15 protein-coding genes are annotated in these 18965 nt (G+C 61.3%); 5 read left to right on the top strand and 10 right to left on the bottom strand.

Annotated features, from left to right (window positions below; translation table 11 throughout):
• Nucleotides 1–89: 89 nt before the first annotated feature.
• The 5 genes from JJQ76_RS14195 to JJQ76_RS14175 all read right to left on the bottom strand — a co-directional run bounded on the left by JJQ76_RS14195 (nt 90) and on the right by JJQ76_RS14175 (nt 6108).
• Nucleotides 90–785 carry a pseudouridine synthase gene (locus tag JJQ76_RS14195; protein WP_343232541.1) on the bottom strand — a complete coding sequence of 232 codons (696 nt, stop codon included), beginning with the start codon at nt 783–785 and terminating at the stop codon, nt 90–92.
• Between the two features lie 14 nt (nt 786–799).
• Nucleotides 800–1435 carry a 3'-5' exonuclease gene (locus JJQ76_RS14190; RefSeq protein ID WP_210397536.1) on the bottom strand — a complete coding sequence of 212 codons (636 nt, stop codon included), beginning with the start codon at nt 1433–1435 and terminating at the stop codon, nt 800–802.
• Nucleotides 1436–1534: 99 nt separating this feature from the next.
• On the bottom strand, nt 1535–4141 hold the full coding sequence (locus JJQ76_RS14185; RefSeq protein WP_246480866.1) for a hybrid sensor histidine kinase/response regulator: 2607 nt from the start codon (nt 4139–4141) through the stop codon (nt 1535–1537).
• The gene (gene nosP / locus JJQ76_RS14180) at nt 4134–5297 is read right to left on the bottom strand and encodes a nitric oxide-sensing protein NosP (protein ID WP_210397535.1); all 1164 of its coding nucleotides are present in this window, start codon (nt 5295–5297) and stop codon (nt 4134–4136) included. The genes JJQ76_RS14185 and nosP overlap by 8 nt, the downstream gene beginning before the upstream one ends.
• Nucleotides 5298–5502: 205 nt before the next feature.
• Complete coding sequence (locus JJQ76_RS14175) at nt 5503–6108, bottom strand: YqaA family protein (RefSeq protein ID WP_246480857.1); 606 nt, start codon at nt 6106–6108, stop codon at nt 5503–5505.
• Nucleotides 6109–6352: 244 nt separating this feature from the next.
• On the opposite strand from JJQ76_RS14175, the gene JJQ76_RS14170 reads away from it, so the two are divergent.
• From JJQ76_RS14170 to JJQ76_RS14160, 3 genes are read left to right on the top strand one after another with little or no spacing between them, the layout of a single operon-like run.
• Entirely contained in the window at nt 6353–7327 is a 975-nt protein-coding gene (locus tag JJQ76_RS14170) for an amidoligase family protein (protein ID WP_210397534.1), read from the top strand.
• Nucleotides 7300–7965, top strand: a complete 666-nt coding sequence (locus tag JJQ76_RS14165; protein ID WP_210397533.1) for a gamma-glutamyl-gamma-aminobutyrate hydrolase family protein — start codon at nt 7300–7302, stop codon at nt 7963–7965. The genes JJQ76_RS14170 and JJQ76_RS14165 overlap by 28 nt, the downstream gene beginning before the upstream one ends.
• A complete protein-coding gene (locus JJQ76_RS14160; protein ID WP_246480849.1) occupies nt 7962–8393 on the top strand; it encodes a YqaA family protein in 432 nt (143 codons plus the stop codon). Before JJQ76_RS14165 ends, JJQ76_RS14160 begins: the two co-directional genes overlap by 4 nt.
• 104 nt (nt 8394–8497) lie before the next feature.
• Here JJQ76_RS14160 and JJQ76_RS14155 read toward each other — a convergent pair whose 3' ends face one another.
• A complete protein-coding gene (locus JJQ76_RS14155) occupies nt 8498–9637 on the bottom strand; it encodes a porin (RefSeq protein ID WP_246480847.1) in 1140 nt (379 codons plus the stop codon).
• 1248 nt (nt 9638–10885) lie between these two features.
• On the opposite strand from JJQ76_RS14155, the gene JJQ76_RS14150 reads away from it, so the two are divergent.
• Complete coding sequence (locus JJQ76_RS14150; protein WP_210397532.1) at nt 10886–13006, top strand: 4Fe-4S binding protein; 2121 nt, start codon at nt 10886–10888, stop codon at nt 13004–13006.
• Nucleotides 13007–13014: 8 nt separating this feature from the next.
• Here JJQ76_RS14150 and JJQ76_RS14145 read toward each other — a convergent pair whose 3' ends face one another.
• From JJQ76_RS14145 to JJQ76_RS14130, 4 genes are all read right to left on the bottom strand, one after another.
• Entirely contained in the window at nt 13015–14037 is a 1023-nt protein-coding gene (locus JJQ76_RS14145; RefSeq protein ID WP_210397531.1) for an FAD-binding oxidoreductase, read from the bottom strand.
• Nucleotides 14038–14195: 158 nt separating this feature from the next.
• Nucleotides 14196–15863, bottom strand: a complete 1668-nt coding sequence (gene hcp, locus JJQ76_RS14140; protein WP_210397530.1) for a hydroxylamine reductase — start codon at nt 15861–15863, stop codon at nt 14196–14198.
• 186 nt (nt 15864–16049) lie between these two features.
• Nucleotides 16050–16442 (bottom strand): glutaredoxin family protein, encoded by a 393-nt coding sequence (locus JJQ76_RS14135; protein ID WP_210397529.1) that lies wholly within the window; start codon nt 16440–16442, stop codon nt 16050–16052.
• Nucleotides 16443–16523: 81 nt separating this feature from the next.
• A complete protein-coding gene (locus tag JJQ76_RS14130) occupies nt 16524–16889 on the bottom strand; it encodes a tetratricopeptide repeat protein (protein ID WP_246480846.1) in 366 nt (121 codons plus the stop codon).
• A gap of 273 nt (nt 16890–17162) precedes the next feature.
• Here JJQ76_RS14130 and JJQ76_RS14125 point away from each other — a divergent pair, with 273 nt between their 5' ends.
• Nucleotides 17163–18614, top strand: a complete 1452-nt coding sequence (locus JJQ76_RS14125) for an NAD-dependent succinate-semialdehyde dehydrogenase (RefSeq protein ID WP_210397527.1) — start codon at nt 17163–17165, stop codon at nt 18612–18614.
• Nucleotides 18615–18965: the final 351 nt, after the last annotated feature.

Below are 18965 nucleotides of genomic sequence, written 5' to 3'. Positions count from 1 at the left end.
TGGACAAACAGCGATTCATGCGTGCTCGCACCCTTAAAGCCGGCGCCACTGCGCCTAGTTGGGGGTGTCAAGAGAGAGGGAGCGCTGGATCAGTCGCCAAGAGCCGACACCTCAGCGGGCGTCAGCGGGCGATATTCGCCGGGTGCGAGGTCCGGATCCAACGCCAGGCTGCCAATCTGTTCGCGATGCAGGGACAGCACCCGGTTGCGAAAGCGACCGAACATCCGCTTGATCTGGTGGTAGCGCCCTTCAAACAGGGTCAGGCGCACCTGCCTGGGGCCGAGCTGCTGCAGCTCAACCGGCCGGGTGGTGATACCCTCGTAGTCGAAATAGATTCCCTCGGCGAAACGACGCGCGGTATCGGGGTGGATCGGATCTTCAGTATCGACCCGATAGACCTTGGCGACCCGACGCTCCGGCTCGGTCAGGCGGCGCGACCAGCGCCCATCATCGGTCAACAGCAGCAAGCCGGTACTGGCGCGATCCAGCCGCCCGGCAATATGCAGCTGGCCGCTATCGGCGTCATCCAGCAGCTCCATCACCGTAGGATGATCGGGGTCCGAGGTGGCACTGAGGTAGCCGCCGGGCTTGTGCAGCATAAAGTAGCGCGGCTGACGGGTCTGTATCGGCTGGTCATCCAACGTCACGCGGCTAAACGGGGTTACCGGATAACAGCCATCGGCGATCCGCACGCCATCCACCGCGATCCGTCCGCTGGCCAGCCAGTGCCGCGCGAGCTGACGACTCCCCTGGGGCAGATTGCCCAGCATACGATCAAGACGCACGTTTCAACTCCGCCTCACCGTTGTGCCTCCCGCCTCAACAGCGCCGCAACACTGCTCTTGGCGGTGCGAGTCAACTGCTGCATCACCGCGAACGGCACCCGGCTCAAGCCATGTTCCTGCTCCAGATCGGCCAACATCTGCAGCCACAGCTGCGCGGTCATCTCCGCATCGGCCAGCGCACGGTGATAAACGCCCTCGGTGGGCAGGTTCTTGTACGCTACGAGAGTGCCCAGTTTATGGTTGGGGGCCTGCGGATAGAGCCGCCGCGCCGCCAGCATGGAACAGACAAACGTCCCGCCGACGGGCAGCCCTATGCGGGCGAATTCCGCCTCCAGAAAGCGGCTGTCGAACGACGCGTTATGGGCCACCAGATGATCGTCGCCGACAAAGGCGGCGAATTCACTCATCACCTCGGCACAGGGTGGCGCATCAGCGAGCATGGCGTTGCTGATCCCGGTGTAGTTCTCGATAAAGCCGCTGATCCGCCGCCCCGGATTCATCAACGCCTGAAAGCGGTCTGCCACACTGCCGTTGAGCAGCCGTACGGCACCGATTTCGATGGCGCGGTCACCCTGGTCGGGCGACAGACCGGTGGTTTCGAAGTCGAGCACCACCAAGGTGTCGGCGGGGCGGTTGAGAGCTGGGGACATGAAAACTAACGCGGCCAAAAGCGCCCATTATAGCGAGGGTATCGAGCAGCGTCAGCAAGCAGCTGCCGACGGTCAAACAAACCCACGGATAACCGCCGCTCAAGCCACTGTCGCCGGCATCATCAGGTGATGGGCCACCGCCTTGAGCTTGGCCGGCTTAACCGGCTTGTTCATCAGGCTGTACCCCAGATCGCGCACCTGCTGCTTGAGTTCGTTGCTGTAGTTGGCGGTGATCATCAGTACCGGCGCGTCGATCGCCAGCGGCTCCAGTTGGTGCAGCGCCTCAAGCCCGGTCACGCCATCGTCCAGATGATAATCCACCACAAACAGATCGATACCGCGCGCCAGCTCATCCGCCTGGGCCTGCACCCCGGCGACATTGCGGGCGGTCAGCACTCGGCACCCCCAGCCACCCAGCAGGGTCTGCATCGCTTCGCAGATGGCGTGATCGTTATCCAGCACCAGCACCCGCTTACCCAGCAACTGCTGCTGATCGAGCTGCGCCACCAGGCCCGACTTGAACGCCGGTGCCGCGGGCACCTGACCAAAAGGCACCTCCACCGCAAAGCAGGATCCACGGCCAAGGATGGAACGCACCTTGATACGATGATCGAGAATCCCCGCCATCTTATCGACGATCGCCAATCCCAGCCCCAGCCCCTTATCGCGGGCAGAGTTATCGGGCTGCAGGCGGTTGAACTCTTCGAAGATCTCCTGCAATTTCTCGGCAGCGATGCCGATACCGGTGTCCCAAACCTCGATCGACAGACCGGCGGCGGTACGCCGGCACCCCAGTAGAATGCGCCCGGCACGGGTATAACGGATGGCGTTACTCAGCAGATTGCGCAGAATCCGCGCCAGCAACTGCGAGTCGGTGCAGATCACCGCACTGGAAGGCACAAAATGAAAGGCCAGACCGGCATTCTGTGCCAGCGAGCGATACTCGTTGGCCAGGTTGCCCAGCAGGTCGCGGGCGGAAAAAGCGGTCTTATCCGGTTTAACCGCCCCGGCATCCAGTTTGGAGATATCCACCAACGCCCCCAGCAGTGATTCCACATCCTCCAGCGAGTAATTGAGCGACTCCACCAGCTGACGGGTGCGCTCATTCAGACCATGCTCCAGCAGTGAAGCCGCAAACAACCGTGCAGCGTTCATCGGCTGCAACAGATCATGGCTGGCGGCAGCAAGGAACTTGGTCTTGCTGTGGTTGGCGTTTTCAGCCTCTTTCTTGGCTTCCAGCAGCATGGCATTGACCTCGGTCAGTTCCGCGGTGCGCTCCGCCACCCGCTGCTCAAGATGCATATAGGACTCGCGCAGCGCCTCGGCCGTGCGACGGCGCTCGGTAATATCCTGTACCAGCACGTAGAAGCCGTCGACCTGGCCATCGCGGTCGCACTGGGGCACGTAGGATTTGACCACGTAGCGATCGTCGCCGTCGGCGCGCGATTCGGAGATATCAAAGGTTACCGTTTCTCCCGCCAGCGCACGGTCGATAAAGGGCTGCAGTTTCTGCTGCTGTTCCGGGGTGAGAATATCCGCCAGCCGCCGACCCAGAATCGCTTCCCGGTCCCAACCGTACCAGCGTTCGTAGGCGCGGTTGGTGAAGCCGAAGGTCAGCTCCTTGTCGACGTAAGCGATCAACGCCGGCACCGCATCGGTGATCAAGCGGATACGACGCTCACTGGCGGCCAGTGCCTGCACCGCGCGACTGCGCTCGGTAATATCGGTATAGGTGTTAACGAAACCACCATCCGGCAGCGGATGGGTTTTGATCTCCAGCACCCGGCCACTGCTCAACACCTGTTCACTCTGCAGCAGCGCCTTGCCGTCAGCATCGGTGCTGCGCGGAGTGAGCGCCAGCACCTCGGCATCGGCCATCAACGCTTCAAAGGGCACCCCCACCGCCAGTCTGCTGCGCGGTATACCGGTAAGCTCCGAGAAGCGCTGGTTCCAGGTCTCCAACCGCTGCAGTGGTCCCACTACCACCACGCCCTGTGACAGGTTGTAAAGGGTGTTTTGCAACAGCTCCGACTTCTTCGCCAGCGCCCGTTCACGCGCCGCGCGCTCGTTTTCGATTAACGCGGTGATATCCTTGTAGAGCACCACCAGCCCGCCATCGCGGGTGCTGCGTTCGCTCACCTGCAGCCAGTTACCGCTGCGCAGGCGAAACACCTTGCCGTCGCCCAGCAGGGTATTACTGCCACCGGTCATGCTGCGGCCGGCATCATAGAGGCGGTCGATCAGACGAAAGCGCTGGGACAGCACTTTGATCTCCTGTTGATGCATGCCGGGGCGAATCTGCACCCCGGAGGCGCGCCAGAATTCGGAGAACTTGGAGTTGGCCAGTACCAGCCGGCGGTCGCCGTCGTAGAGTACGAAAGCGTCAGAGATACTTTCAATCGCGTCTCGCAGCAGCCCGTGCGCGTTCTGGGCCTCGTTGCTGGCCGCCTTGAGGGCGCGATTGCTGTGCTTGAGTTCGCTTAGCGCCGCGTTGAGCGCCTCGGTCCGTTCCCGAACCTGCTCGGCCAGAAACACCGCGTGCTCGAAGTTGCCGTACGCACCGCCATGATTGGAAGGCCCCGATTCCACCCGCTCCATCAGCGCCCGGTTGATCTTGCGCAGCCGCCGGTTTTCCTGCTCCAACTGCAGCAGGCGGCGCTCCATCGCCAACTGACCGCAGTCACCCACAGCCGGAAACTCACTCAAGGCAGGATCGTCCCAGCGCGACCCCGGTAAAGGTCTGGTTGAGGTGCATACCGTCAAACTGCTCCCCATAGGTATTGAAACCGACCACATGGTTGTCGCGCAGCAGCGCCGACACATCCTCCTGTATGCCACTGTGCTCAATTTCCAACCGGCGGAAAATACAGTCGTAGCCGATCATCAGCTGCGGTTCGCCGATGCGCCGGCGCAGCTCATCAAACAGCTGCTTCAGACCACCCACCAGATTAACCGGGTGGGAGCGGGTCAGCACAATGCCGGTTTCCACCGCGCAGTAGAACGACAGACTGAGGTCTTCATTCACCTTCTGGATCGCCCGTGGGTAGAAACGATCACCGATGCGGACACTGAGTGGATTGAGGGCGAACACCAGCGAGTCCAGCTGATCGACCCGCAGATTCAAGGTACTGGCGTATTCCAGCGCCGCCGGATTGGCGTTCAGCTCCAGCACCCGGCGTTCGTCAGCGACCGCCTCTGTCACCACCAGTTTGTCGCCGCTGTCTTCAAGGTGGTCGATGCTGAACACCTCGAAATCACAGCAGGTGTTGATCAGCAACAGTACCGCCGCATCGGAGTGAAACTCGCCGTTGCAATAAACATGGGTGTCACGCAGATGCAGGTCGTCACCGGCGGACCCTCCCAGCAGTGGTATCAAACCCAGATTGGCGCTAAGCACGTTCAGCAGTTGTTCTTCACGCACCGACAGCCCGTCCAGCAGCGCCAGCGCAAAGCTGTGCCCTTTGATCGGCGCCACGGTGCGCTCCTTGCAACGATCCAGCATGCTGTGCACCAGCTGCTGGGCATCGTAAAACGAGAACTCCGCCAGATTGTGAAACAGCGCCACCTCGATGGCAAAATGCTCGGCGCTGAACGCCACGGCGGTAATGCTGCCGCGGCTATAACCCAGCGGGGTGATTTCGCCGGCGGTGGTGCACCCCACCAGCGGCACGTCGGGAAACTGCGTCTGCAGCGCGGACGACAGCAACCCCAGGTCGTAATCGGTGGAACAGAAAAACAGCACCAGGCTGGGGCTGACCGACTGTAACTGCTGGCCCAGTTCCGCCGCCGCCTGGAGGGGATTACTGAGGTTGGATACCGCGGTACGTGCCGGGGCAGACTCGGTGGCCAAGGAAAGGGGCATAACACACTCCCGACACAAGACGATAGCGTCATTCTGGAACCGGGCAGATGGCGGGTAAATACTACTTCCGACCCCAATTCAGCCTGGTGAAAACGGGGCTGGATTGGCGCGCGGGCAAGATCACCCAAACCTGCTGGCCTTGCAGGCGGGGTGTCATTCACTGCAGCGCTGGAGCGCTACCTGCCCCCATGGCACGACATCAGCGTCATGCCAGCAGCAACAGAACCAGCGCGACTATGACAGCAGCGCCGAGACTGACAAGCCATTTATTGTCCTGCCACAGGGTGACCGCACGATCGCCAACCAGATACACCAGCAGCGCCAGGGCATAGTAACGAAGGCCGCGGGAGAGCGCTGCCGCGGCAATGAACGGCAACAATGGATAACCGCTGGCACCAGCCGCCAGCAATGCCACTTGAAAGGGTATGGGAAGAATCCCCACCGCGACAATCGCCCAGAACCCGTATTGATCAAACAGGGTTCTAAACTGTTGCTCCTGCTGGGTCCAGGAAAAGTACTCGATCAAACGCAGGCCGATGGACTCGTAGAACAGATAACCCACCCCGTACCCAACCAAGGCTGCCACCAGGCACCCCAGTGTCACCACCGCCGCCGTCCGCCAGAGACGATGGCGGTTGGTCGCCATAAACGGAAGCACGATCAACTCGATTGGAATGGGTATCACCAGAGTTTCCGCGAACGAAGCCAGAAATAACACACCGAGCGCACGCCGGGAGCGCTGGACGCGCCGGTTCCAGCGTGCAACGGTTGAGGTGCTTTGGTTATGTTCGCCCTTGTCTGACAGGCCCAAACCGGACTCCCTGCGCTGGCTATGTGCAGCACTCCGCCACGACAACGCGAGTTGAACAGATTAATCGCGCCCCGGGGTTACGGACAACTCAAGGGTAGCAAAACATCTGCCGGAGACCGGCATCACGACCCTCTCGTCGTTGCAGGACCGCGCAGGCGTTTGCCTTTGACACCTGGCCCGGGCCTGCGAACATCGTCCCCCTCAGCTAGGCTTACCCTTCATCAATGCAAGGCACGCGCTCATCATGCAATTTAAAACACCACCCCGGGAAAACACAGCGGACGGCAAACCCAGACGCGTTGGCTTCGAGCTGGAATTTTCCGGCCTGACCCTTGATCAGGCGGCCGAACAGCTATGTCACACGTTCGGCGGCAGGCTGGATCGAAACTCCAGCGCCGAACTATCGCTGCAAACCGATAAGTTTGGCACCTTCAACATCGAACTGGATTGGGATTACCTTAAACGCAAAGCCAAACAGGCGCAGCAGCAAGACGAAGGCCACGAGTGGGTCGAATTCCTGCATCAGGCCGCCTCCCACGTGGTCCCGCTTGAAATAGTCTGCCCGCCGATAGCGCTCGACCAGCTCGACGAACTCAACCCTCTGGTCGCGGCGCTGCGCAGTGCGGGTGCCAAAGGTACCGACGACTCGCTGATTGCAGCCTACGGCGTCCATATCAATCCCGAATTACCCGATCTCGAGATCAACACCATCGACCACTATCTCAAGGCATTTGCGCTGCTCCAGTGGTGGCTGGTAGAGGCTCACGAGGTAGACCCTGCGCGCAAACTCAGCCCCTACGTCGACCTGTACCCAGAACCCTATCTTGAAGCGGTACTGACCGACTCAGCCCCCACCATCGACACAGTGTTCGACCGTTACCTCAAGCACAACCCGACACGCAATCGCGCACTCGACCTGCTACCGCTGCTGGCGGAAATTGACCAGGCGCGGGTGCGCCAGACGGTTGACGATCCCAAGATCAAAGCCCGCCCCACCTTCCACTACCGGCTGCCCAACTGCATGGTAGAGCAGGATGACTGGAGCCTGGCCAGCAGCTGGAACCTGTGGTGTGTGGTCGAACAGCTCGCGGCGGACCCCGATGCCATAGCAACCCTGAGCGCACGTTTTCTGGACCGCTCCCGCCCCCTGATCGGCGTCAGCCGCAGCAGTTGGCAACAGGAGATTTCACAATGGCTCAACGACCGCGGGTGGGCGTAACCGGTAACGGCCGGCGCTGGTCGCCCTCCTGGTGGTGCACCCGCCTGGCACTGATTTTGGCGGGGGCACGTCCGGAGCGACTGAGTGTGCGTCACTCCTGGTCCGGCAAAAAGCTGGATGCACTGATCATTGGCGGCGGCGACGATATCAGCCCTGAACATTATGGTGGTGATATCAATGCGCAAGTACGACTCGACCCGGCGCGCGATCAACTGGAGATTGACTGGATCAAGCGCGCCCTGCAGCAACGCATTCCGCTGCTAGGCATCTGCCGCGGCGCGCAGTTGATCAACGTTGTCCTCGGCGGCTCGCTGCATACGGATATTCGCCACCTGCGCAAACTCACTTACAACCGACCCGGTCTGCTGCCGACCAAACAGGTTCGCCTTGAACCGGCATCCCGCCTTGCGGCTCTCTGTCATAGCAACAAACTGCGCGTTAACAGCCTGCACCATCAAGCGATAAAGGAGCCAGGTACTGGCCTGCAGCTAGTGGGGTGGGACCTGGACAATCTGACCCAGGCGGTAGAAAGCACCGAGGGAAAACCGATCATCGGTGTGCAGTGGCACCCGGAATACCTGTTCTACCTGCCGTCCCAGTTCGCGCTGTTTCGCTGGCTGCGCCAGACTGGCGAATGATCAGCAGCTACCTGCTGCTGTTCGGTTCGGCCTTTCTGGCCGCGACCATTCTGCCGTTCTACTCCGAGGTCCTGCTGTACGCCCTGCTCCGCCAAGGCGGCGATCCCATGATGCTGGTGCTGGTAGCGACGCTAGGCAACACCTTGGGCGCGGTGGTCAACTGGGTATTGGGCCTGTACCTGCTGCGCTTCAGGCACCGCAGATGGTTCTACTTCAATGACAACCAGATCAACAACGCCCAACGCTGGTTTCAGCGCTATGGCGTCTGGTGCCTGCTATTGGCCTGGCTGCCGGTGGGTGGCGACGCACTGACCCTGATCGCCGGGATCATGCGCGTACGACTGCTGCCATTTCTTATTTTGGTGGGGACTGGGAAAGGATTGCGCTACGTGACCGTGGTTTATCTGGCCGGGTGGCTTCCCGCTTAGGCAGGGCACGCTGATCGATCGGGTCAGCGGAAAAAACCGGACAGCACCTACTGAAGAGGGAGAGGCACTGTCCGGACGGTCTGCGCTTGGATTCAGACCGAAAATTAGAAGTTGATGACCGCGCCTAGGGCGATGGTGTCGACTTCGATGGTGGTGGATTTCTGCTCCGAGGTGCTGTATTCACCGACCAGGGTGAAGTTGCTGTTAACGCTGTGGAACCAGGCAACCGTGGTGTTCTCAAGATCCAGATTATCGCCGGTTCCGGTGGTGCTGCCCTCATTTTCCCCGTAAGAGGCAACGATGCGCTCGCTGCCGAAGCTGTAGGAGGCCTGCACCAGATAACCATCGACATCGCCGTTATTGGTGGTCGGCAGGTTACCGAGACCGGCGTTACCGATGCCGTCGGCCTGGAAGCCGGAAGCGGTCAGCGACAAGCCGCCGAATTTGACGTTGGCGCCGTAGGCTACGCCATCGCTGCCCACCTTACCGCCACCGCCGGGCTGCTCCGAGGACTGGGTCATCGCACCCAGCCACACCTTGTAGGAGCCGCCGTCAAAATCACCGCCAAAGGTCGCTTCCGCTTCGATACGCGGTGCGCTTTCTTCCGAGGTACCATTGCTCTTGTTGGGATCCATCAGACCCACGGCCAGCTTGAAGCCGCCCATATCCGGTGTGCGGTAGGTGATCTGCGCGTTCGGCATCGGGTAGAGATAACCGGTGCCGATGTTGCCGAAAGAGACGTTGCCACCATCGAGACCGGTGGTGATGGTCTGGCCGTAGCCCATCAGGATCTCATCACTAAGGATGCTGGTGCGGCCAAACAGGCCGAAGTCCTTACCCACCAGCACCTCACCGAAGTCGCCAGCAACGGTGGCATAGAACTGACGCACGTCGATCAGGCTGGCGGTACCGGAACCACCCGCATCCACACTGCGGTTGACGTCGCTGTCGTTGATCGACACCCAGAACGACGAACGCCCGCCTAGTTGCAGGCCGTCCACCTTTTTGGCGAAGTTAAAGCCGATATAGTTGGGCAGGAAACCCATCTTGACCCGCGACTGGCTGCGATCGGGCTGGCCGTTCTGCTCCTGGTCACTGGTGACGTAGAAGGTGTTAAAAAAGCCATCTACGGAAAAACTGGTGTCATCCTGATCGTAAACGGTAATCGCCGCTTGAGCCTGACCGATCATGGCCAAAGAGACTGCCGCCGGTAACAACCCTTTCATCAGTTTATTATTTTTCATTGTTTCCATCCCATTGAGGTTCGTCGGTTTGGTTTGCTGTACCGAGTATTCCGAACCCAGTGAATGGAACCCATTCGCCAAAGCAGGCGATTTCCTAGGCTTTTGGCGGTGCTCCGAACGAGTGCCGACCTAGGTAGTGCGGGCAGCACTTAAGCGCCGCCGCCACGGTAGTGAGGCTTTGGTAGGCCGGCACCGCCGCCACGGTAGTGAGGCTTTGGTAGGCCGGCACCGCCGCCAGCAGCGCGACCTCCGCATTACGCCTTTAGACCCATTGCGGATCGCCGGGCCTACATGTGGCTATCGATGAACTGGAGGTTGTCGAAACTGCCGAAGTGGCAAGGCAGCAAACGGCGCAGAGCGGACATACTTGGAAGGCTGTTTCAGGGCGTTTAAATCTCCTTGCCGTGCGCTCCGATACCGCTCGTTGCGCCCACTCGGGCGCCTTCATTTCTTTTGCGCGCGCAAAAGAAACCGAAGCAAGGCCACTACGGCCATCCATGGCCTTACGTGGCATTCGCACATCCATGTGCATCAAAAAGCGCCCCACTTACTTGTCGGCTACGCCGATTCCCTGCGCAGGGCACGAACAATCCGGGGATCGTCAGAATGGCCGTCCCTGGCCATGCTGCCGCCGCTTCGCGCATCCAGCGCTCGCCCCTTGCGGGCCTTAATCGGATTGTTCGCACCCTGCTCCGGCTGCGTAAAAGGGGGAAGGTGGAGCTGCCGGAAGGTTTGGGATTTATATCCAGCGAATAAAGGGACTTAGGTTACATAGGTTACATAGGTGACATAGGTGCGGCTGGCACCCAGGGCCCGTTAGAAAGTCGACGAGCACTGGTGTCACTTGAGGGTTTCAGCCCGTCAAGGGCAAGGCCTGGATGGCCGCCGCCGCAACAGTATGGCCAGGGAGGGCCATTCTGTTGAGCCCCTCAAGTGACGTCAGAGCGCAGGTCCCGCAGGGCGACTTTCGTGGGCGAGTGCTTTTTGGTTACTTTTAGTCACGACTGATAAAAAGTAACCCGCCCGGGTGGGCGGAACAGAGGCTGTCATGCAACGCGGAAAAGAGCTTTGAACACTTCGCCAAGCGAGCCAAGTCAATGTCCGCTCTGCGCCGTAAACGGCCTCCCCCGCCGGGCCTCAGCCCCCCAACGCCAACATCGCCAAAAAATGGGTCGGAAGTACCATTGCCGCCCCGCCGACTGGCGCTCAGGATGAGACTTACCCGATCACTTCGCTAAGGATTGCGCCGTGCTGCCACTTCGTCGCTGGTTTGCCCTGTGCTGGATGCTGGCTCTGTTGCTGGGACCGGCAGCGCCCAGTTACGCCATCACCGGCGAGGAGCTGCACCCGCTGATCCAGCAGTTGTTCCCCAAGGCGACTCGCATCGAACCGCCACTGGCCGACTTCCCGGTGGTGCCGGTGTACCAGTTGAGCGAGCTGCTGGGCTACGCCTTCCAATCCCAGGATTTCACCGATCTGCCCGGTTTTTCCGGCAAGCAGATCAAGCTGCTGATCGGCATTGATGCCAAAGGCCGTTTCACTGGCGTGCGGGTACTCGATCACCACGAGCCGGTATTTCTGCACGGCCTCGGGCCGGAGCCGCTATTCGACTTCGTCAACCAGTATCAAGGCCACTCGGTGGCAGACCAGATCATCATCCACAGCGGCCGCCGTGGCGAACCAGGCGGCCCGGTGTTTATTGACGGTGTCACCAAAGCGACCGTATCGGTGATCATCATCAACGACACCGTACTGTCGGCAGCACTGCAGGTCGCACGGCGGCAGTTGGAAGGGTTCGCCCAACCGCCGGCGGCGATCCCTAAGCCCGACCTCTACGAGCCGCTGGACTGGAACCAACTACTGCAGCGCGGGCTGGTCAGGCAGTGGTCACTAGCGATAGGGAACGTTGAAGAAGCACTGGGGCGCAGCCTCGACAGCTATCCCGAGTGGCAGCCAGAGGATGACGGTCCGGTGTTCACCATCCTCTACTACGCCTACCTGAATGCGCCGCTGATCGGCCGCAATCTGCTCGGCGATGGCGGTTTCGAGCGCCTGCAACAGGTACTCAAACCGGGGGAGCAGGCACTGATGGTGCTCACCGAACGAGGCTGGCCCCATGTGCGCGACGACTTCAAACCGGGCACGGTGCCGGAACGGGTGGGGCTGGAACAGAACGGCCTGTCGGTGGAGCTGCGCGATCTCAACGTCGGCACCGAACTGCCGCTGATGCTCGACGGTACGCCCGAGTCCCTTGCCTATCACCTGCTGCGGATCAAGGCGCAAGCGGGGTTCGACCCGGCCAGCCCGATGGATCTCCGGCTCAACGTCACCCTGGCACGCAACCACCTGATTCAGGACAACGCCCACTTTGTTGATCGCTACCAGCTGCCGGACGCGCTGTTCGACCGGGTCGAACAAGCCGAGCCGGGGAAACCGCAGCCGCTGTGGCTGATGCTATGGCAACAACGCTGGCCGCAGGTCACCATCCTGCTGCTCGCCCTTGGCTTGCTCAGCGCGGCCTTTGTCCACCAGCACTGGCTGACCGAACGCCCGCGACTGTTCTACACCTTCCGCTGGAGCTTTCTGCTGTTCACCCTGTTCTGGCTGGGCTTTTACGCTCAGGGACAGCTGTCGGTGGTCAACATCTACACCCTGTTGCTCAATATTGCCGACGGCTTTGATATCACCATTTTCCTGCTCGACCCGGTGATCTTTATCCTCTGGGTGTTCACCTTTATCAGCCTGTTTATCTGGGGGCGCGGACTGTTCTGCGGCTGGCTCTGCCCCTTTGGCGCGCTGCAAGAGATGGTCGGCTGGCTGGCGCTGAAACTGCGGATTCGCCAATGGCGGATCAGTGAGCGCTGGCATCGGCGGCTGATACGGCTCAAATACCCGTTACTGGCGGGGCTGGTAGGCAGCGCGTTCTATTCGCTGACCCTGGCCGAACGGCTGGCCGAGGTGGAACCGTTCAAGACCAGCATTACGCTGGTGTTCGAGCGCAGCTGGCCGTTTGTGCTTTACGCCCTGCTGCTATTGGCGGCGGGCCTGTTCGTGCACAAATTCTATTGCCGTTACCTCTGCCCGTTGGGCGCGGGCTTGGCGGTGATCGGACGGCTGCGCCGGTTCGAATGGCTGCAGCGGATCGAACTCTGCGGCGACCCTTGCCAGTTGTGCCGACGCCACTGCGGCATCAACGCCATTCACCGCGACGGCCGCATCGACTACGACGAATGCATCCAGTGTCTGGAGTGCATCGCCATCCTCAACGATGACAGCCGCTGCGTCGCCAGCCTGCAGCAGCGCAAGCAGCAGGCCCGCCAGGGCGACCGCATCGCCGCAGTCAGCATCGAATCACCAGCCGCCGGCTGAGCGGTGGCTCAGAGTTCCACGACCAGATCGGAGCGGATGGTGCTGGAGCAAGCCAGCCGGTAGCCGGCAACGATCTCGTCCTCGGTGAGAGTCGCTGTGCTGCTCGCCTCGACCTCGCCCGCCAGCAGCTGGCATTTGCAGGAACCGCACACCCCGCTGCGGCAGGCACCGATCACCGGCAGCCCGGCGCTCTCCATCGCCTCCAGCAGGGTTTGACCATCGGTCACGGTGACCGTCTTGCCGAAGCGCGGCGCCTGCAGCTGGAATTGCGCGCCGCTACTGGCGCCAGCGTCGTTGGCCGAGGCCGGTACGAAGCTCTCCTGATGGATCAATTCGGCCGGCATACCACGCGCGTGGGCAAACTCCACCACCGCCGCCATGTAGGACTCGGGACCACAGGTAAACAAGGTTTTCCCCGCCACTTCGGTCACAATGCGATCAAACAGCGCGCGGTCCAGCCGCCCCTGCAGGTCGCCTTCGCGGGCTGGTTGACCGAGAACCCGATGGAGGCGAAAGCGTTCGTCCTGCGCGGCCAGCCGATCCAGCTCGGCGGCCATGATCACCTGGTCCGCGTTGCGGGCGCTGTAGACAAAGTCGATCTCGCAGCCCGGCCCGTTAGCCAGCAGCCAACGGGCGATGGAGATACAGGGGGTAATGCCGCTACCGGCGCTGAACAGCAACACCTTGTCGGTGCGCGGGCAGTCGAGGGCGTTGAACTCGCCGGCTGGCGCCATGCCGGGCAGCATGTGCCCCGGTCGCAGGTGATCGAGCAGGTGGTTGGAGACTTTGCCCCCTGGCACCCGCTTGACGGTGATCGCCACCTGATCCGGCTGGCAGGGGCTGGATGAGAGCGAGTAGGCGCGGTGCAGTTTCTGGTCGGCCACCTCCACTTCGAAGGTGATGAACTGGCCCGCCTTGTAGGCGAAGGGGCTCTGGTTGGCGGCGCGGAAGGTAAAGGTGGCGGTGTCGTGGGTTTCCTCCACCCGGCCGGTACAGATCAGCGGCGCGAACAGAGCGGCGTTGGCGGTCATGATCAGTAACTCCTTATCAGAAAAGAGCGGATGGACCCAAAACACCGGCCGCCTCAGTCACAGCGATCGGCACACTCTGGGGAAGGAGGGGTCCACCCGGAAAACGGATCAGCCGGGCGCCTCGCGCCCGGCTAGCTTAATTAGAGGAATGGTGCCTCTCAGGCGGATTTTTGCAGCATCGTCGCCAGATCGTCTTCCACCGTACCGATGGTGGTCAGGCCGAACTCCTGATTCAGCACCGCCAGCAGGTTATCGGTCAAAAAGCCCGGCACCGACGGACCAACGCGGATGTTCTTGACCCCCAGCGACAGCAGGGTCAGCAGCACCACGATCGCCTTCTGCTCGAACCAGCTCAGCACCAGGTTGAGGGGCAACTCGTTGATGTCGCAGTCGAACTCCTTGGCCAGCGCCAGCGCCAACTGGATCGCCGAGTAGCTGTCATTGCACTGACCGATATCCAACAGACGTGGAATACCGTTGATGTCGCCAAAGGGCTTTTTGTTGAAGCGGAACTTGCCGCAGGCCAGGGTCAGAATCACGGTGTCATCGGGCGCCGCCTGGGTGAAGTCGGTGTAGTAGCTGCGCTCGGACTTGTCGCCGTCACAGCCGCCGACCAGGAAGAAGTGGCGGATATTGCCCTGCTTGATCTGCTCGATCACCGCCGGCGCCGCGTTCATCAGCGCGTTGCGGCCGAAGCCGACGGTGATCCGGTGCGGGATCTCCTCGTAAAGAAAGCCCGCCTGCTGCTCGGCGCAGGCGATCACCTCGCTGAAATCGTCACCCTCGATATGACGCACGCCGGGCCAGCCGACGATGCTGCGGGTGAAGATGCGGTCGCCGTACTGGCCGACGTTGGGATCGATCAGGCAGTTGGAGGTCATGACGATAGCACCGGGGAAATCGGCAAACTCTTTCTGCTGGTTCTGCCAGGCGCTGCCGTAATTGCCCACCAAATGTTTGAACTTGTTCAGCTCCGGGTAGCCATGGGCGGGCAGCATCTCGCCGTTGGTGTAGACGTTGATGCCGGTACCCTCGGTCTGCTCCAGAATCAGCTTGAGGTCACAGAGGTCGTGACCGGAAACCAGGATCGCTTTGCCCGGCACCGCTTTGACGTTGACCTGGGTCGGCGCCGGGTGGCCGAACTTTTCGGTTTCGCCGCGATCCAGCATCGCCATTACCCGGTAGTTGAGCTGGCCGATCTCCATGGCGCAGTTGAGCAGCGCCGCCAATTCGGCCGGATCGCTGCCGAGCCAGGCCATGATGCGGTGGAACTCCGCCGCCACGCTGTCATCCTGCTGGCCCAATACCCGTGCGTGCTCCATGTAGGCCGCCGCGCCCTTGAGGCCATAGAGGCACAGCAAGCGCAGCCCCATCACGTCAGCATCGACGCTCTCCTTGCCGCGGTTAACCGCCGCCTCGGGGGCCTGTGCCAGCAGTCCGGCGTGATCCGCGGCCAGTTCAAACTGCGCCGCCGCAGTGGGGGTTGTCGGTGTCTTACCCGCCGCCACGCAGGCCGCCAGGTAACGCTCGCGCAGCAGATCACGGTACTGCTGCGCCTGACGGGCGTAGCCGGTGATCCGCTCGCCTTCGAAGTTAACGTTGGTCAGGGTGGCAAAAAACGCCTGCGGGACAAAGGCGTCCACTGCCCGGTCGACGATCCCGAACGTCCGCGCCTGTTCGGCGTAGAACGAGGTACCCTGCAGGGCGTAAACCAGCAGATCCTGCAGATCGGAGACCTCGGCGGTCTTGCCGCACATGCCCTGGGTATAGCTGCACCCCTTGGCGGTGGGAGTGGTGATGGTGTGCTCACACTGAACGCAAAACATAATCGCAATCCTTACTGTTGAACTAGGAGATTCACAGGGAGGCGACAGTATCCGATCAAAAGCGTCAGGCTCTTGATGAAGGTCAATTCCGTTCGAAAGCAGTACCGAAGTCGTAAAAAAGTTGTGCCGCCAACCACAGATGGCGGCGGCACGGGTGGCGGGGATTATCAGTCGTTAAAACGTGGCTCAGGCAGTGGCGTCTTGGGAAAACTCGGCGCCAACGAAACGCTGCTCCAGGTAGCTGACGATTTCCGAGGATTCATACAGCCAGCGCACCTGGCCGTTGCCCTCGTCGATCCGCAGGCAAGGCACCTTCACCTGACCGCCGCCCTGCTCCAGTTCCGCGCGGTGAACCGGGTGGTTTTTTACCTCACGGGTCTCGATGGCCAGGCTATGGCGCTTCATGCTGCGGCGAACCTTGACGCAGAACGGGCAGGCTTTGTACTGGTAAAGCGCCAGCGCAGCAGTTTGCTGATCAATCAGCGCCTGCTGCTCGGCGGAGCGCTTCACCCCACGGGGCAAGGTCAGGGCATTAATCAGCAGAATCAGGCGGCCCAACAGCCAACGGATAACTTTCATCAAGCTTCAACTCCAGCAACAAATAACAAGCGCAGGAGTTTAGCAGAAACCGCGCATTAAATGACATATCTCACGTCGAGATCATCCGCCCGGCATCAGCGCCCGCCATCGCTCCGCCTCGGCGGCGTCGGGTTGCAGGCCCAATTCACCCTGTGCGGCCGCATCGGCCAAGCGCGTGATCGCCAATGCGTGGCCCTTGGCCGCCGCCTGGCGGTAATAGGTCAGCGCCTTGGCACTGTCGGGGCGGAAGTGGAATTCAAAGCCCTCTTCGTAGATTTTGCCCATCTGGTAGCACGCCCGCGCATCGCCGGCGCTGGCCGAGCGCTCGAGGTAGATAGCCCCCTGAATCCGGCTCTGCACGCTGTCGCCGCGCAGAAACAACAGATAGCCATAGACCGACAGCGCGCGGCGGTGACCTACATCCGCGGCCAACCGAAAAGTGCCCATAGTCCAGCGATGTTTGCGCGTAGAGTCCGCCAGCCAGCGGGAACGAAACGCTCCATAGGCAAGCCAAAAAAACAGTGGAGCCAACAGTTTTAACAATCCGCGCGATAACATCTGAACGCCTCATATCCGAGTGACTGACTGCGACTTTACGCTAAAGGGGTACTGGTGACCAAGCGCCCGTGCCGCTACCATTAGGGACATTACTGATTCCAGTACCGTTAAATCCGTCGACGGGCCCGCTCTGATGCCCGTCCCCGACCCCGGGAGAAACTCATGCAATTATCCGATTCCAGCCTGCTACAGCGCCGGGCGTACATTGACGGCCGGTGGAGCGATGCTGCCGATCAACGCACCTTCTTCGTCACTAACCCCGCCAATGGCAAGATAATCGCCGAGGTAGCAGATCTGAGCGCAGCCGACGTAACCCGCGCCATCGGCGCCGCCGACGCTGCCTGGGCCGGATGGCGGGCGCTGACAGGCAAGGAACGCAGCGCCATCCTGCGCCGCTGGTTCGAGCTGATCATGGCTGCGCAGGAGGATCTGGCGATCCTGATGACCACCGAGCAGGGCAAACCGCTGGCCGAAGCCCGTGGGGAAGTGGTCTACGGCGCATCATTTGTGGAGTGGTTCGCCGAAGAAGCCAAGCGGGTCTATGGTGATGTCATCCCCGCCCACGGTGCCGACAAGCGCCTGCTGGTGCTCAAACAACCGATCGGTGTCGCCGCCGCCATCACCCCCTGGAACTTCCCCATCGCCATGATCACCCGCAAGGTGGCACCGGCGCTGGCGGCCGGCTGCCCGGTGGTGGTCAAGCCGGCGGAGCTGACCCCGCTGTCGGCGCTGGCACTGGCAGAGTTAGCCGAGCGCGCCGGCATTCCCGCCGGGGTGTTCAACGTGGTCACCACCACTGACGCGCCCACCACCGGCACGGTGATGTGCGAGGACACGCGGGTGCGCAAGCTCTCCTTTACCGGCTCCACCCCGGTAGGCAAATTGCTGGCGCAACAATGCGCCGGTCAGGTGAAGAAAGTGTCGCTGGAGCTGGGCGGCAACGCCCCCTTTATCGTCTTCGACGACGCCGATCTGGATAAAGCGGTGGCCGGAGTGATGGCCTCGAAGTTCCGCAACGCCGGCCAGACCTGCGTCTGCACCAACCGTATTCTGGTTCAACGTGATATCCAACAGGCCTTTGCCGACAAACTGCGCGCAGCGGTGGAGCAACTGGTAGTCGGTGACGGCTTCAGCGACGGCGTGCAGATCGGCCCGTTGATCGATGACCGGGCGCTGGCCAAGGTGGAGCGACTGGTCGCCGACGCGCAATCCGGCGGTGCGCGACTGGTTACCGGCGGCCAACGGTTGGAGGGGCTGTTAAACGGTTACCAGCCCACCCTGCTGGCCGATGTGAACAACCAGATGGCGATCTCGCAGGAGGAGATCTTTGGCCCGGTGGCAACGCTGATCCCGTTCGACACGGAGGAGCAGGCGATCACAATGGCCAACGACACCCCCTTTGGCCTCGCCGCCTATTTCTATGCTCGCGATATCGGCCGCGTCTGGCGCGTGGCGGAAGCACTGGAGTACGGCATGGTGGGAATCAATGAGGGGATCATCTCCACCGAGCTGGCACCCTTTGGCGGCATCAAGGAGTCGGGGCTTGGTCGCGAAGGTTCGCGTTACGGGATCGACGATTACGTGGAGATGAAGTATCTCTGTATGGGCCTATAAAGCCACTGTTGGCTTCACGGCAAGTGGCCATCAGGCACTTGCTAAGTGGCCCGAAGCGGCGCGGAGCGGACGTTTTTGCTCGGCTGAGAAGCGACTAAATCAATGGCGTTTGAAGCTCATTTGCTGTGTTGCTTGAAAGCCTTTGTTCCGCCCACTCGGGCGGCCCTATTCTTTGGCAAACGTTCCAAAGAACAGGGGAAGAAAGAACTACTTGTGCCTTATGCTCCCCTGGTTCCGCCGCCCTACGGGTCCACTGCGCGCGGCAACGGTGATTCTGGCGGATCGGACGGCACATACCTGTGCCGCAATCCGGCTCGGCGTCCATGCCTCGCCCCGCGCTTTGCGCGGGCC

Source organism: Motiliproteus sediminis, assembly GCF_017912535.1.
GTDB lineage: Bacteria > Pseudomonadota > Gammaproteobacteria > Pseudomonadales > Balneatricaceae > Motiliproteus > Motiliproteus sediminis.
This window is presented reverse-complemented; position numbering and strand designations above follow the sequence as displayed.